Source organism: Nocardia farcinica (assembly GCF_001182745.1).
In the GTDB taxonomy this organism is placed as follows: Bacteria; Actinomycetota; Actinomycetes; order Mycobacteriales; family Mycobacteriaceae; genus Nocardia; species Nocardia farcinica.
Map to the genome: position 1 here is coordinate 671,432 of NZ_LN868939.1, position 15,636 is coordinate 687,067.

General features: G+C 70.1%; 11 protein-coding genes and 1 tRNA gene. 10 read left to right on the plus strand and 2 right to left on the minus strand.

Going from position 1 to position 15,636, the window contains the following annotated elements:
• Window positions 1-24: 24 nt before the first annotated feature.
• The gene (locus AMO33_RS20190) at window positions 25-1,068 is read left to right on the plus strand and encodes a stage II sporulation protein M (RefSeq protein WP_060593901.1); all 1,044 of its coding nucleotides are present in this window, start codon (window positions 25-27) and stop codon (window positions 1,066-1,068) included.
• Between the two features lie 744 nt (window positions 1,069-1,812).
• On the opposite strand, the gene AMO33_RS20195 is transcribed toward AMO33_RS20190, so the two are convergent.
• Window positions 1,813-3,975 carry an MMPL family transporter gene (locus AMO33_RS20195; protein ID WP_060593902.1) on the minus strand — a complete coding sequence of 721 codons (2,163 nt, stop codon included), beginning with the start codon at window positions 3,973-3,975 and terminating at the stop codon, window positions 1,813-1,815.
• Window positions 3,976-4,063: 88 nt separating this feature from the next.
• Between AMO33_RS20195 and AMO33_RS20200 the strand changes: the two genes are divergently transcribed.
• Window positions 4,064-4,696 carry a TetR/AcrR family transcriptional regulator gene (locus AMO33_RS20200; protein ID WP_060593903.1) on the plus strand — a complete coding sequence of 211 codons (633 nt, stop codon included), beginning with the start codon at window positions 4,064-4,066 and terminating at the stop codon, window positions 4,694-4,696.
• Window positions 4,697-4,811: 115 nt separating this feature from the next.
• Here the strand turns inward: AMO33_RS20200 and AMO33_RS20205 are convergent.
• Window positions 4,812-4,894, minus strand: a tRNA-Leu gene (locus AMO33_RS20205).
• A 236-nt stretch (window positions 4,895-5,130) separates the two neighbouring features.
• Here AMO33_RS20205 and AMO33_RS20210 point away from each other — a divergent pair.
• The 8 genes from AMO33_RS20210 to AMO33_RS20245 all read left to right on the plus strand — a co-directional run bounded on the left by AMO33_RS20210 (window position 5,131) and on the right by AMO33_RS20245 (window position 15,633).
• Complete coding sequence (locus tag AMO33_RS20210) at window positions 5,131-6,561, plus strand: DUF3662 and FHA domain-containing protein (protein WP_060593904.1); 1,431 nt, start codon at window positions 5,131-5,133, stop codon at window positions 6,559-6,561.
• Between the two features lie 159 nt (window positions 6,562-6,720).
• Entirely contained in the window at window positions 6,721-7,188 is a 468-nt protein-coding gene (locus AMO33_RS20215) for an FHA domain-containing protein FhaB/FipA (RefSeq protein ID WP_011206614.1), read from the plus strand.
• Window positions 7,185-8,714: a protein phosphatase 2C domain-containing protein gene (locus tag AMO33_RS20220; RefSeq protein ID WP_060593905.1), complete on the plus strand. Its 1,530-nt coding sequence runs from the start codon at window positions 7,185-7,187 to the stop codon at window positions 8,712-8,714. Before AMO33_RS20215 ends, AMO33_RS20220 begins: the two co-directional genes overlap by 4 nt.
• Entirely contained in the window at window positions 8,714-10,192 is a 1,479-nt protein-coding gene (locus AMO33_RS20225) for an FtsW/RodA/SpoVE family cell cycle protein (RefSeq protein WP_011206612.1), read from the plus strand. Before AMO33_RS20220 ends, AMO33_RS20225 begins: the two co-directional genes overlap by 1 nt.
• Window positions 10,189-11,655 (plus strand): peptidoglycan D,D-transpeptidase FtsI family protein, encoded by a 1,467-nt coding sequence (locus AMO33_RS20230; protein ID WP_011206611.1) that lies wholly within the window; start codon window positions 10,189-10,191, stop codon window positions 11,653-11,655. The genes AMO33_RS20225 and AMO33_RS20230 overlap by 4 nt, the downstream gene beginning before the upstream one ends.
• A 37-nt stretch (window positions 11,656-11,692) precedes the next feature.
• Window positions 11,693-13,216 (plus strand): serine/threonine-protein kinase, encoded by a 1,524-nt coding sequence (locus AMO33_RS20235; protein ID WP_060593906.1) that lies wholly within the window; start codon window positions 11,693-11,695, stop codon window positions 13,214-13,216.
• A complete protein-coding gene (pknB, locus tag AMO33_RS20240) occupies window positions 13,213-15,120 on the plus strand; it encodes a Stk1 family PASTA domain-containing Ser/Thr kinase (protein WP_060593907.1) in 1,908 nt (635 codons plus the stop codon). Before AMO33_RS20235 ends, pknB begins: the two co-directional genes overlap by 4 nt.
• Window positions 15,121-15,213: 93 nt before the next feature.
• A complete protein-coding gene (locus AMO33_RS20245; protein ID WP_041559734.1) occupies window positions 15,214-15,633 on the plus strand; it encodes a CBS domain-containing protein in 420 nt (139 codons plus the stop codon).
• The last annotated feature ends 3 nt before the right edge of the window (window positions 15,634-15,636 follow it).

Below are 15,636 nucleotides of genomic sequence, written 5' to 3' on the forward strand. Positions count from 1 at the left end.
CGGCGGTAGTGGGAGGCAACCGACATGGACGTAGACGCATACAGTTACGCACACCGACGGTCCTGGCAACGACTCGACCAGCTGGCGCGGCAGCGCAGACTCACCGGCGCCGAGGCCGACGAGCTCGTCGCGCTCTACCGGCGCACCTCCCAGCAGCTGGCCCGCCTGCAATCCCACAGCCCCGACCCGCAACTGGTGGCGGGTCTGAGCGCGATCCTCACCCGGGCACGCGCCCGGGTGCTCGGCACCAGATCCGACACCTGGGCGCAGATCGGCCGCTTCTACACGCACACCTTCCCCGTCGCGGTCTACCGTGCCTGGCCGTGGTGGGCCGGTGTCGCCGCGGCCTTTCTGCTGGTGTCGGCCTGGCTGGCCATCTGGGTACAGGGCTCGGGCCGCGCTCGCGAAGTGCTGGGCATCCCGGACGACAACGACTACCTGACCGCGCCCGGCGGTGCGTTCGAGACCTACTACACCGAGCATCCCGGTGACGCCTTCGCCGCGCAGGTGTGGACCAACAACGCCTGGGTGTCGGCCATCGCCCTGTTCACCGGCGTGCTGATCCTGCCCGCGGTGTACCTGCTGTTCATGAACGCGCTCAACCTCGGCATCACCGCCGGCCTGATGGCCGAGGCCGGCCGGCTCGAGCCGTTCTTCGGCTTCCTGCTCCCGCACGGGACGTTGGAGTTGACCGCGGTGTTCGTGGCGGGCGGTGCGGGCCTGCAATTGGGCTGGACGCTGATCGACCCGGGCGGGGCGAGCCGGGTGGCCGCGGTGGCGCGCCAGGGCCGGGCCACCGCCGCGATCGCGCTGGGGCTGGTCGCCGTGCTGTTCGTCTCCGGCCTGCTGGAGGGCTTCGTCACGCCGAGCGGACTGCCCGCGCCGGTGCGGGTCGGGATCGGGCTGCTCGCCGAAGCGCTGTTCCTCGGGTACGTCGTCGGGCTCGGGCGGCGCGCGGTCCGCGAGCAACACGACGGGGAGGCCGGGGCGATCGCAGCGCTCGGAACGGCGGACGTGTCGAGCCGGGTGAACGAACAGCCAACGGTGAGCACACCCGCGCCACGCTGACTCCGGTCAATGAACAGCAACCGTGATGTCCGAGATCGGTTGCGGTATCCCCCATTTGAGTTCCGCTGGCCGCAGCGAGTCCAGCTCAGCTGCGGCCAGCGTTGCCGATGACTCTACACAATCGTTATGCCCGCGCAACCCCTGCGCGCCGATGTCAAGCGTATAAATCGCAGCCCAGTTAACCCCGATCCGCGGCCGGATCGACGGGCTGCCAGCTAACCCCTGGCGGACTCTGCTGGCAATGATTGTCAGCCCGGAAAAGGCCTCGGGAATCTCTGTGCGGCAGCTCGACCGAACGGTTCCATAGACCCCTCGATGGCGATCGGATTCGGTAGCTGCGGCCGCTCGGAAATTTCGGTATGTCCAGCAGAAAGACGCTACTACCTGGTCTTTTGCTACCCATCGAACGGTAGCTGGACATTTCGTGAACAAAAAGAGACTTCGAGTATGTTTACCCCGGAATATCCCTGATACACATACCGCTCCGTCGGTCGGCGGACCGCGTGTGCCGTCGGTTCGGAAAGATAGCCAGAGCTGAGGAAATGGCTGTCCGGGCGCGGCTCGACACCGACGCCGGCACCGTCGGCGCAACCCAAAAAATGCGGTGTGATCTTCGCCTCACCACCACCGCGACCTGCGGCTTCCGGCCGCCGAGAGGGTGAGTACCCCCGCGCCGCCCGGTCAAACACGACGGGTCCGGCCGGTCGGAAACCGGCCGGACCCGAGGGCCGCGACGTCCCGGCGTCAGGCCTCGGCGAGACCGAAGCGCCGGTGCACCACCCGTAGCGGGCGCGGGGCGAACCAGGCCGCCGGGCCGAGCAGCCGCATCGCGACCGGCACCAGCACACCGCGCACCAACGTCGCGTCGATCAGGATCGCCAGCCCCGCACCGAGCCCGAAGAACTGGATGAACCGCACATCGCTGCTCACGAAGGCGAGGAAACTGATCGAGATCAACGCCGCCGCGGTGGTCACCAGCCTGCCGGTGCGCGCCACGCCCTCGATCACCGCCGTCTCGGTGTCCGCGCCGCGATCGTGCACCTCCTTGATCCGGCTCACCACGAAAACCTCGTAGTCCATCGACAACCCGAACGTGATGCAGAACAGCAACAGCAACATCGACACGTCCAGCGGAGCGGGGGTGAAGCCAAGCAGGCCGGACAGGTGACCGTCCTGGAACACGAACACCATCAGTCCGAGCGTCGCGGCCAGGCTCAGCGCGTTGGACAGCAGCGCGCGCACCGGCTGGACCACGCTGCCGGTGAACAGGAACAGCAGCACGAACGTGGTCGCCACGATCCAGCCGACCGCGATCGGCAGCCGGGAACCGATGGCGGACAGGCTGTCCCGCAGTTCGGCGACCTGCCCGCCGACCAAGGCGGTGGCACCCGCGGGCTCGGGTACCGCGCGCACCCGGTCGACCAGCTCGCGCGCCTCGGTGGAATTGCGGTCCAGGCCGGTGTGCACCTCGAGGCGTTGCGCGTCGGGCCGGGCGAATCGCAGGTCCGCGGGCGAGGTCGCGACGGGCCGACCGGCGACGAACGTGCCAGCCGCCGAGTCGACCCGGGTCACGTGCTCCACCCGCGACAGCTGCGCCGCGTAGTCGGCCAGCGGCTGCGCGGGCACGGCCGCGCCGATCACCACCGACAGCGCATTCGCTTCGCCCCCGCCGAACTCGGTGCGCATCGCGTCACCGACCTGGCGGACCTCGGTGGTGGTGGGCAGCACCCGATCGTCGGGCGTGCCGAACCGCACCCCCAGCAGCGGGGCGGCGGCCAGCAGCAGGATCAACACCACGGGCACGCCGGTCAGCAACGGCCTGCGGGTGGCGGTGCGGGCGACCGCCGCCCAGAACGGCGCCGCGTCACCGCGGATGCCGCGCACGCCGCGGATGCGCCAGGCGTCGGACCGGTCACCGAGCACGGCCAGCAGCGCGGGCAGCGTCAGCACCGCGGCCAGCGCCGAGATCGCGACGACGCCGATGCCGGCGTAGGCGAACGATCGCAGGAAGTACTGCGGAAAGATCACCAGCGAGGACAGCGCGGCCACCACGGTCGCGGCGCTGAACACGATGGTGCGGCCCGCCGTGGCGACCGCACCCACCACGGCCTCGTCGCTGGTGGCGCCGGCCGCGCGCCGCTCCCGGAACCGGGCGACCATGAGCAGGCCGTAGTCGACGGCCAGACCGAGGCCGAGGGCGGTGGTGAGGTTCACCGCGTAGATCGACACGTCGGTGAGCGAGCCGAGGACCGACAGCTCGGCGAAGGTGCCCAGGATCGCGATGCCGCCGGTGAGGAGCGTGAGCAGAGCCGCGACCACATTGCCGAAGGCGAGCACGAGCAGCGCCAGGATCAACGGCACCGCGATGCCCTCGGCCAGGCCGAGATCCTTGCCGATCTGCTCGGTGATCGCCTCGAAGGTCGGGTCGGTACCGCCCACCTGGACCTGGGCCACCGGGCCCGCGGACCGGTAGTCGGCGATGATGCCGCTCGCCGCGGAATGGTCCTCGGTGTCGGGGTCGGCGTTGCCGGCCAGGATCACCGCGGCCGTGCCGTCGGCGGCGCGCATCGCCGGCGACCCGGTGTCCCAATAGGACACCACGTCGGCCAGCCGGGGATCGGCGGCGAGCCGGGCGGTGAGGTCGCGCCCGAAGGCGGCCGCGGCCTCGTCGTCGATGCTGCCGCCGGTGGCACGGACCAGGAACAGATAGTCGGTACCGGAACCGAACTTCTCGCGCAATTGCGTTGCCGCCAGGCTGGATTCGGCACCGGGGTCGTCCTGGCCGCCGGATTGCATCTTGCCGAAAGCGGTGACGCCGAGCGCGGCGCCCGCGACGAGCGCCAGGACGCTCGCGACGAGGATCCAGCGAGCGCGCCGGACGATGAATCCGCCGAGTACGTCGAACATGGGGGCCTCCCGGTCGAGCATGTTTACACACGCAAACTTTGTGGGTGTTAACTTGCCACCGATGTGTGCAGGTGTCAACATCGGGCAGATGACGACTTCACAGCGGCCGCGCCGGTATCACCACGGGGATCTCCGCAACGCACTGGTCCGCGCGGCTGCGGAACTCGCCGAGACGGGCGGGCCCGAGGCGGTCACCGTGCGCGCGGCCGCCCGCTGCGTCGGGGTCACGCCCACGGCCGCCTACCGGCACTTCACCAATCACGAGCAGTTGCTCCGCGCCGCTCAGGAGCAGGCACAGCACAGCCTCTTCGCGGCCATGCAGGAGGCGCTGGCCCTCCTCCCGCCCGACGCCGCCCCGGTGGATCGGCTCGCCGCCGTCGGCCGCGGCTACATCACCTTCGCCCAGCGCGAGCCCGGGCTCTTCCGCACCGCGTTCTGCCCGAACGAGGAGAACAGCGGCCCGCAGGACTGGCAGGCGCCTGCCTTCCAACTGCTGTCCAGCCTGCTCGACGAGCTGGTGGAGGTGGGCTACACCGACCCGGCCCAACGACCCGACGCCGAATACGCCGCGTGGGCGGCGGTACACGGCATGGCCGGGCTCATCGTCGACAAGGCGGTCCGACACCTCGGGGCTCAGGAGCGGGAGGTCGCGATCGACCGCACGCTGGAGGTGGTGCGACTCGGGCTGGCGACCGGGCCGAAGGCCACGCCGCGGAATTGAGCACCGAGGCAGCCACACCATCGAGGCAGCCACAAGCGAGAAGCTGGGCGCGCGGCTCGTGGCCGGAGAAGCGAGAAGGCCCGCGTTCCGGGGAACGCGGGCCTTCTCGTCGGAGTGGGCGAAGGGGGACTTGAACCCCCACGTCCTTTCGGACACTGGCACCTGAAGCCAGCGCGTCTGCCATTCCGCCACTCGCCCGAGCGACTCGAAGACAGTAACACGCCGGTGCACGAGACAAAAAATCGGCAGCTCAGCGGCGGTTGTGATGTGCAATGGACATCACGGGAACCCACTGGCGTTTCCGAGAGTTACAGGTGTAGACGATCGCGGATATCATGCAAAGGACGTGGTCGTTCGACGACACGCCATGCGCGTGTGTCGTTGTTATGAAGCTGGGAATGACGTAGGAAGACGCTCACCGAAGGGAGGCCGAGATGGGCATCGTTTCACGGTTCGAGCGTCGCCTGCAGGGCGCCGTCGGTGATGTGTTCGCCCGGGTCTTCGGGGGCAGCGTCGTGCCCCAGGAAGTCGAGGCGGCGCTGCAACGCGAGGCCGCCGACAACGTGCAGGACCTCGGTGGCGGTCACCTGTTGGCGCCCAACAGTTATGTGATCACCATCAACTCTTCCGACCACCAGCAACTGGACGCCGATCACGACCTCACGACTCGCGCGTTCGCCAAACACCTCCAGGACTACATCCGTGATCAAGGGTGGCAGACCTATGGCGAAGTACACGTAGCGTTCGAGGCATCACCTACGCTGCACACCGGACAGTTCAGGGCGAGCGGCCGCGTCGATCCGGACGTCGGCCGTCGGGCCACCCCGGCCCGGAGCCCAGAACCCACGCCACCACGACCTGCAAACCCGCAACCAGGAGCTGGCCCCATGACGCAGAACTCTGGCTACGACCCGAGCCGTGAGCCCGCGGAGTCCGATCCACGCAATCGCGGGTACGCTCCGCCGCCCGCGGGCCGTCCCGCCGCTCCGCAGAACGGCGCCTACCGCGACGAGTACGCCCGCGGCGGCGCGCCCTATCCGGCCGGCTCGGACTACCGCGCGCCGGAGTCGCAGCAAGGGTACGGCGACTACCAGAACGGCTACGACTACCAGCAGGGCGCGCCCGGGTACGGCCAGCCCGGCTACGACCAGCAGGGCGGCTACGGCAGGCCGGGGTACGGCGAGCCCGGCTACGACCAGCAGGGCGGCCAGCAAGGGTACAGCGATCAGGGTTACGGGCAGCCCGGTTACGGCGAGCCCGGGTACGGCCAGCAGGGCGCGGGCTACGGCCAGCCCGGCTACGACCAGCCGGGTTACGGCCAGCAGCCCGGCTACGGTGACCAGGGCTATGCCGAGCCCGGCTACGGCCAGCAGGGCTACGGCCAGGCGGGTTACGGCCAGCAGGGCGGCAGGCAGGGTTACGCCGAGCCGGCGTACGGCGAGCCCGGATACGCCGAGCCCGGGTACGGCCAGGACGAGCAGGCCGGCTACGGCCAGGGCTACGCGCAACAGCCCGGCTACGGTCAGCAGCAGCCCGGCTATTCGGCGCCCGCCTACGGCGGCGCGGCCACCGGCTCCGGCTATTCGGCCACCCTCCAGCTCGACGACGGCAGCGGCCGCACCTACCAGCTGCGCGAGGGCAGCAACATCATCGGCCGCGGCCAGGACGCGCATTTCCGCCTGCCCGACACCGGTGTGTCGCGGCGCCACATCGAGGTGCGCTGGGACGGCCAGACGGCCATGCTCTCCGACCTCGGCTCGACCAACGGCACCTTGGTCAACGGATCGCCGGTCCAGGATTGGCAACTCGCCGACGGCGACGTGATCCGGGCCGGGCATTCGGAGATCCTGATCCGAATCGTCTGATCCCGTAAGCTCGCGATCATCGAAATCGGCTGACCGCCCTATGATGCTGCCTACGCGCGGCTCCGCCCGGAGCCGACGTGGCCAGCAGCTGTGGGGGTGGGTCGATCCGCACCGACGGCACCGACGTACCCATAACGGCCGAACAGGAGGTGGAACGCCGTGCAGGGTTTGATCCTGCAATTGACCCGTGCGGGGTTCCTGCTGCTGTTGTGGCTGTTCGTCTGGGCGGTGCTGCGGACCTTGCGCAGCGATATCTACGCGGCATCCGGCATTCGGATCCAGCCCAGGGCCGCGCGCGGTTCCGCGGTGCTGCCATCCTTGCGTCGAGGCCAGAAGGGCGCCAAATATCTTGTGGTGACTCAAGGTTCACTCGCCGGCACCCGCATCACGCTCGGCACCCAACCGGTGCTGATCGGACGTGCGGACGATTCCACGCTGGTGCTCACCGACGATTACGCCTCCACCCGACACGCGCGGCTCTCGCCACGGGGTGACGACTGGTACGTCGAGGATCTCGGCTCGACCAACGGCACCTATCTCGACCGCGCGAAGGTCACCACCGCCGTCCGTGTTCCGCTCGGCACCCCCGTCCGGGTCGGCAAGACAGTGATCGAGCTCCGATCGTGACACTTGTTCTCCGCTACGCAGCGCGCAGCGACCGCGGTCTCGTTCGAGGCAACAACGAAGATTCCGTGTACGCGGGCGCCCGGCTGCTCGCCCTCGCCGACGGCATGGGCGGACACGCCGCGGGCGAGGTCGCCTCGCAGTTGATGATCGCCGCGCTCGCCCATCTCGACGACGACGAACCCGGCGACGACCTGCTCGGCAAGCTCGACCGCGCCGTGCGCGAGGGCAACGCCGCCATCGCCGACCAGGTCGAGGAGGAACCCGAACTCGACGGCATGGGCACCACGCTCACCGCCATCCTGTTCGCGGGCAAGAAGCTCGGTCTGGCCCACATCGGCGATTCCCGCGCCTATCTGCTGCGCGGCGGCGAGCTGACCCAGATCACCCGCGACGACACCTTCGTCCAGTCGCTGGTCGACGAGGGCCGCATCACCCCCGAACAGGCGCACACCCACCCGCAACGGTCGCTGATCATGCGGGCGCTCACCGGCAACGAGATCGAGCCGACGCTGATCATGCGCGAGGCCCGCGCCGGGGACCGCTATCTGCTGTGTTCGGACGGACTCTCGGACGTGGTCAGCGACGAGACCATCGCGAACACGATGCGCGAGGGCAGCACCGACGAGTGCGCCGACCGGCTGATCGAGCTGGCGCTGCGCAGCGGCGGGCCCGACAACGTCACCGTGGTGGTGGCCGACGTCATCGACCTGGACTACGGGCAGAGCCATCCGATCGTGGCGGGCGCGGCCTCCGGGCAGGACGACGACACGCCGCCGCCGAACACCGCCGCGGGCCGGGCCGCCGCCATGCGCCCGCCGCGGGCCACCCCGCCGCGCCGGGCCGCCGCCGCCGAGCCGCCGCCACCGGCCAAATCGCACAAACTGCGCTGGATCCTGCTCGCGGTCGCGCTGATCGGAGCTGTCGCGGTCGGCCTGGTGGTCGGCTACAAGATGATCCGCAACAACTACTACGTCGGTGCCGACGACGGCCGGGTCGTGATCCTGCGCGGACTGCCGGGCTCGCTGCTGGGCTACTCGATCCACGAGGTCTACACCGTCGGCTGCGTCGACCGCGGCGGCAGCCTCACCACCCTCGCGGCGAGCGATCCGCTGCCGTCTGGGTGCAAGGAACTGCGGGTGAGCGACCTCGAGCAGACCGGCCGCGACAAGGTGGAGGCGGGCTTGCCGCCCGGTTCACTGGACAAGGCCCAGGAGCAGATGCGCGTGATCGCCCAGCAGGAGCTGCTGCCGCCCTGCCCGGCCAAGGTGGCCACGCCCGCGCCCGGGACAACACAGCCCAGCGCGGCGCCCACCGGTTCGCCCGCCGCCCCCGCGCCGGGCGAACCAGTGCCCGCGCCCGCCCCCACCGGGGAACCGGCGCCGCCCGCGGGCAATCCGCAGCCCGCGCCGCTGCCCGGTGGCGAGCCACGCGCGCCCGAGACCGGTACCGCGTCGCCGGCGGTGCCGACGACGACGCCGGCGCCGAGCCCCCAGACCGCGGGGGAGAACTGCCGGGTGACGGACTGATGTCCGCGCCGGCACCGCCGTCCGCCGGGGCCTATCCGAGTCCACCCGGTGGGTTCGCACCCGCACCGCCGCCCTCGACCCGCCGCAACGTCGAGTTGCTGCTGCTCGGCTTCGCGGCGCTGCTGACGACGGTTTCGCTGTTCCTGGTCGAAGCGTCCCAGGAACAGTCGATCACCTGGGACATCGCCAAGTACGGCCTGGCCTTCCTCGGGCTGTTCGCGATCGCGCATCTGGCGGTGCGCCGCTTCGCGCCGTTCGCCGACCCGCTGCTGCTGCCGATCGTCGCGGTGCTCAACGGGCTCGGCCTGGTCCTGATCCACCGCCTCGACCTGGGCGCCGAGCAGAACGCGGTGTTCAACTCCGCACCGATCCCCTCCCCCGACGCCAACCAGCAGATCCTGTGGACCGCGCTGGGCATGGTGGTGTTCGTGGCGGTGTTGATCGTGCTGCGCGACTACCGCACGCTGGCCCGTTACGCCTACACCCTCGGGCTGGTCGGCCTGGTCGCGCTGATGATTCCCGCGCTGCTGCCCAGCAGCCTGTCGGAGATCAACGGTGCCAAGATCTGGATCCGGCTGCCCGGGTTCAGTGTGCAGCCCGGTGAGTTCGCCAAGATCCTGCTGATCATCTTCTTCGCCTCGGTGCTGGTCGCCAAGCGCGATCTGTTCACCACCGCGGGCAAGCACATGCTGGGCATGGACTTCCCGCGGGCGCGCGATCTCGGCCCGATCCTCGCGGTGTGGGTGATCTGCATCGGCGTGCTGGTCTTCGAGAAGGACCTGGGCACCTCGCTGCTGATCTTCAGCACCGTGCTGGTGATGCTCTACATCGCCACCGAGCGGGTCGGCTGGCTGATCATCGGCGTCAGCCTGCTCGCGGTCGGTTTCGTGTTCGCCTACCAGGCCTTCGGCCATGTGCGGGTGCGCATCGACACCTGGCTCGACCCGTTCTCCGACTACAACAACACCGGTTATCAGATCTCGCAGTCGCTGTTCGGCCTGGCCACCGGCGGCCTGGCGGGCACCGGACTCGGTAGCGGCAGGCCCAACCAGGTGCCCTTCGCCAAAACCGACTTCATCGTCACCACCATCGGCGAGGAACTGGGTCTGATCGGCCTGACCGCGGTGCTGATCCTGTTCCTGGTGCTGGTGGTGCGCGGACTGCGCACCGCGCTGGCGGTGCGCGACAGCTTCGGCAAGCTGCTCGCGGCGGGCCTGGCCTTCACCCTGGCGATCCAGGTCTTCGTCGTCGTCGGCGGCGTCACCAAGCTGATCCCGCTGACCGGTCTCACCACGCCGTTCATGTCCTACGGCGGCTCCTCGCTGCTGTCGAACTACGCGCTGCTCGCGCTGCTGATCAAGGTCTCCGACGCGGCTCGCGCCCCGGCGCCGGTCCGCAAGAGCGGCGCAGCGGCACCGCCGATCGCCGAGGCACCGACGGAGCTGCTGCGCCGCTCGGAGACGAGGCAACCCGAATGAACACTCCGCTACGACGTGTCGCGGTCGCGGTGATGGTCATGGTCGTCGCGCTGCTGGCCAACGCCACCTACGTGCAGGTCTTCAAGGCCGACGACTACCGCAACGACCCGCGCAACACCCGCGTGCTGCTCGACGAGTACTCCCGCCAGCGGGGGCAGATCTCGGCGGGCGGCACCGTGCTGGCCTCCTCGGTGGAGACCGAGGACCGCTACAAGTACCTGCGCACCTACCCCACCGACCCGCAGGCCTACGCCCCGGTCACCGGGTACTACACCATGCAGAACGGCAGCGGCGGGCTGGAGCGCTTCGAGGATCCGCTGCTCAACGGCTCGGACAGTCAGCTGTTCGGCCGCAGGCTCATCGACCTGGTGTCCGGGCGCGACCCCCGCGGCGGCAACGTGCTGACCACGTTGAACCCGGTGATGCAGCAGGTGGCCTACGAGCAGCTGACCGCCAAGGGCTACACCGGTTCGGTGGTGGCCATCGAGCCGAGCACCGGCAAGATCCTCACCATGGTGTCCACGCCCAGCTACGACCCGAACGTGCTGGCCGGCCACGACGCCGCCGAGACCACCGAGGCGCTGGAGGCGCTCAACAGCGATCCGGACAAGCCGATGCTGAACCGGGCGATCTCGCAGACCTACCCGCCGGGCTCGACGTTCAAGGTGGTCGTGACCGCGGCCGCGCTCGCCAACGGGGTCGCCACGCCGGAGGACCAGTTCACCGCCGCGCCGAACATCACCCTGCCCGGCACCGCCACCACGCTGGAGAACTACAACGGCAGCTCGTGCGGCCCCGGCCCGACCGCGTCGCTGACCGACGCTTTCCGGTTGTCCTGCAACACCGCCTTCGTCGAACTGGGTCAGCGGGTCGGGGCGGCGGCGCTCAAGGACACCGCGGCGGCCTTCGGAGTCGGCCCGCACAACGGAATCCCGATGCCGGTCGCCGAGAGCACGGTCGGGCCGATCCCGGACAACGCCGCGCTCGGCCAGTCCAGCATCGGTCAGCGCGACGTCGCGCTGACCCCGCTCGACAACGCCGTGATCGCGGCCACCATCGCCAACGGCGGCGTCCGCATGGAGCCCTACCTGGTGGACCAGCGGCAGGGGCCGGACCTGAGCGAGCTGTCCAAGACCAAGCCGGTCTCGGTCGGCCAGGCCGTCAGCGCGCAGGTGGCCTCTCAGCTCACCGGCATGATGATCGCCTCGGAGGCCAACACCGCGGGCGGCAACCGCGCCGGCTACACGATCGCGTCCAAGACCGGCACCGCCGAGCACGGCACCGATCCGCGCAACACGCCGCCGCACGCCTGGTACATCGCCTTCGCCCCGGCACAGAACCCGAAGATCGCCATCGCGGTGATCGTGGAGGACGGCGGCGACCGGGCGTTGGCGGCGACCGGCGGCTCGGTGGCCGCGCCCATCGCCCGAGCCGTGCTGGACGCCGGTCTGCAAGGGGGCTGAAGGATTTGAACGTGCGAGGAGAGGTACGGGGGCCCCGATGCTGACCAACGGTGCGATGATCGCCGACCGCTACCGACTGCAACGCCTGATCGCCACCGGTGGCATGGGCCAGGTCTGGGAGGCGCTGGACACCCGGCTCAACCGCCGGGTCGCGGTCAAGGTGCTCAAGGCCGAGTTCTCCGCCGACCCGACCTTCCGGCAACGGTTCCGCACCGAGGCGCAGACCACCGCACAGCTGAACCACTCCGGTATCGCGGGCATCTACGACTACGGCGAGACCTACGACCCGAGCGCCGGGGAGACCTCCTACCTGGTGATGGAGCTGGTGCAGGGCGAGCCGCTCAACGCGGTGCTCTCCAGGCTCGGCAAGCTCTCCGTCAACCAGGGCCTGGACATGCTCGAGCAGACCGGACGGGCGCTCGAGGTCGCGCACGCGGCGGGCGTGGTGCACCGCGACGTCAAGCCGGGCAACATCCTGGTGACGCCCACCGGGCAGGTGAAGATCACCGACTTCGGCATCGCCAAGGCGGTCGACGCCAGTCCGGTCACCAAGACCGGCATGGTGATGGGCACCGCGCAGTACATCGCGCCGGAGCAGGCCGTCGGCGAGGACGCCACCGCGGCCAGCGACGTCTACTCCCTCGGCGTGGTCGGCTACGAGGCGCTGGCGGGCAAGCGGCCGTTCAGCGGCGACGGCGCGATCACGGTGGCGATGAAGCACGTCCGCGAGACGCCGCCGCCGATGCCCGCCGACGTGCCCGCCAACGTGCGGGAACTGATCGAGATCACGATGGGCAAGGATCCGCAGCTGCGCTACGCCAGCGGCGGCGAGTTCGCCGACGCGGTGGCGGCCGTGCGGGCCGGGCACCGTCCGCCGCCCCCGATCGGCGCGGCCGCGGCCGGGCCGATCGCCGAGGACGCCACGCACGTGCTGCCGCCCGGCCCCACCGTCGTGCTGCCCGCCGGGCAGGGCGAGGGCCCGACCGTGCGCTACAGCCGTCCCGCCGCGGCCGCCGTGGGAGCAGGTGCGGCGCCGACGGCCGCCGGCGCGCCCGCGACGATGATGAACGAGCACGGCGGCGCCACCGCCGTGCCACCGCAGGGCGGCAAGAAGCCCTGGACCACCACGCAGAAGGTGCTGGCCGGGTTGAGCGCGGCCGCGGTGCTGCTGGCCGGCGCGGTGCTGTGGCTGCTGTTCGGCGGCGACACCGATCCCGAGCCCGACCGTCCGCCGGTCACCACCACCATCGCGCCGCAGCCGCCGCTGCCGCCCACCACGCAACCCACGACCACGCGGTACGTGCCGCCGCCTCCGCCGCAGACCAGCGAGCCGGAACCGACCACGACGCAACCGCCGACGACGACGCCGGAACCCACCACGGCGGCGCCGACCACCACGCCGGAACCGACCACGACGGCCCGGCCGACCCGGACGCAGCGCCCGACGACCAGTCGCACGTTGTTCCCGACGTTCGACTTACCATTTCCGGAGGATTCCGGTGCCCGAGGCCCCTCGGGCACCGTCAGTGCGCCCACCACTTCTCCGCAAGGACAACAATGACGACCCCGAAGAATCTCTCCGCCCGCTACGAGCTGGGCGAGATCATCGGATTCGGCGGGATGTCGGAGGTGCACAAGGCCCGCGACCTGCGGCTGAGCCGCGACGTGGCGATCAAGGTGCTGCGCGCCGACCTGGCCCGTGACCCCACGTTCTATCTGCGGTTCAAGCGGGAGGCGCAGAACGCGGCCGCGCTGAACCATCCCGCGATCGTGGCCGTCTACGACACCGGCGAAGCCGAGATCGAGGGCGGGCCCCTGCCCTACATCGTCATGGAGTACGTCGACGGTGAGACGCTGCGCGACATCGTGCGCGGCAAGGGCCCGCTGCCGCCGCGCCGCGCCATGGAGATCATCGCCGACGTCTGTGCCGCACTGGATTTCAGTCACAAGCACGGCATCGTGCACCGGGACATGAAGCCGGCCAACATCATGATCAACCGGTCCGGCGCGGTGAAGGTGATGGACTTCGGCATCGCCCGCGCGCTGGCCGACAGCTCCAACCCGATGACGCAGACCGCCGCCGTCATCGGAACGGCCCAGTATCTCTCGCCGGAGCAGGCGCGCGGGGAGACCGTCGACGCGCGCTCGGACGTGTACTCGGTCGGCTGCGTGCTCTTCGAGATCCTCACCGGCGAGCCGCCGTTCACCGGCGACTCCCCCGTCGCGGTGGCGTATCAGCATGTCCGGGAGGATCCGCGGCTGCCCTCGCACGTGCACCACGGTGTGCCGCGCGAACTCGACTCGGTCGTGCTCAAGGCGATGAGCAAGAACCCGGCCAACCGGTACCAGACCGCGGCCGAGATGCGGGCCGACCTGATCCGGGTGCTCGGCGGCCAGAAGCCGAGCGCGCCGATGGTGATGACCGACGAGGACCGCACCACTTTCATGGGCGCCGACGAGCCGGGCCCGCGCACCTACCGCGCCGTCGAACGCGACGACGACACCGCCGAGCAGGAACCGGCCGAGCCGAACAGCGGCAGGCGCACGGCCTATCTCGCCTTCGGCGCGGCCGCCGTGCTCGCGGTGGCCTTCGCGCTGTTCTGGGTGTTGATCGGGCCGGGCAGCAAACCGGACCAGGTGGCCGTCCCCGACCTGTCCAACAAATCCGCCCAGCAGGCCCAGGACACGCTGCAGCGGCTCGGCTTCACCGTCGCCATCCAGCAGAAACCCGACAGCAAGGTGGCCGTCGGCAACGTCATCTCCACCCAGCCGCTCGGCGGCTCGCGGATCGACAAGGGCAGCACGGTCACCGTGCAGGTGTCCTCCGGACCCGCCCAGGTTCAGGTGCCACGGCTGGACGGGCTGTCGGTGCAGCAGGCCGAGCAGGAACTCAACGCCGTCGGCCTGCGGATGGACCCGAACGTGGAGCGTCGCGAGTCCAGTGCCCAGGATCTGGACAAGGTGATCGGCACCGAGCCGGGCGCCGGTGCCCGGGTCGACGTCGACCAGGCCATCGTGGTCTGGGTCGGCAAGGGTCCGGAGAAGGTCCGGGTGCCGAGCGTGGTCGGCCAGGACATCAGCGTGGCCCAGCCCAACCTGGTCGACAGCGCCGGCTTCAAGATCGATATCGAGGAGGTGGCGTCCTCGCGGCCCAAGGGCGAGGTGGTGGCCACCAGCCCCGCGGGCGGCAGCAGCGCCGACCGCGGATCGACGGTCACCGTGCAGGTGTCGGCAGGCGACGAGATCACGATGCCGACCCTGGTCGGCCTGACCCCGTCGCAGGCGGTGGAGCGGCTGCGCCAGAGCGGCTGGACCGGCAACGCCGGCCAGATCAATCAGGCCACCACGGGCACTTTCGAGGCGGGCAGCGTCGGGCGCATCCTGCAGCAGCAGCCGCAGGCGGGCTCGTCGATCTCCAAGACGGCGACCATCACCATCACCGTCGGCACCCTCGGCCCACCCTGATCGATCGTTACCGGAACGACGCGGCCACCCGGTGTCCCCGGCATGAGAATGGGCAGTGCTCCACCCGAACCGACCAGGACGAGGAGGCAGCTCATGACCACAGCCAGGGACATCATGAAGCCCGGCGCGCAGTGGATTTCCAAGCAGGACACCGTCGAACGGGCCGCGCAGCTGATGGCCGATCTCGGCGTCGGCTCGCTGGTCGTCGCCGACGAGAACGAGCGGATGTGCGGCATCGTCACCGACCGCGACATCGTGGTGAAGTGCGTGGCGCACGGCGCGAATCCGGCGACCACGCCGGCGGCCGAACTGTGCGAGGCGACGCCGCGGTGGGTCGCGGCCGACGCCGACGTCGAGGAAGTGCTCGACGCGATGGAGAACCACCGCGTCAAGCGCATGCCGGTCATCGAGAACAAGCGCCTCGTCGGCATGATCAGCGAGGCCGACCTGGCCCGGCATCTCGACGACAATCAGCTCAGCGAGTTCGTCACCGCCGTCTACGGCAGGCCCTGACGC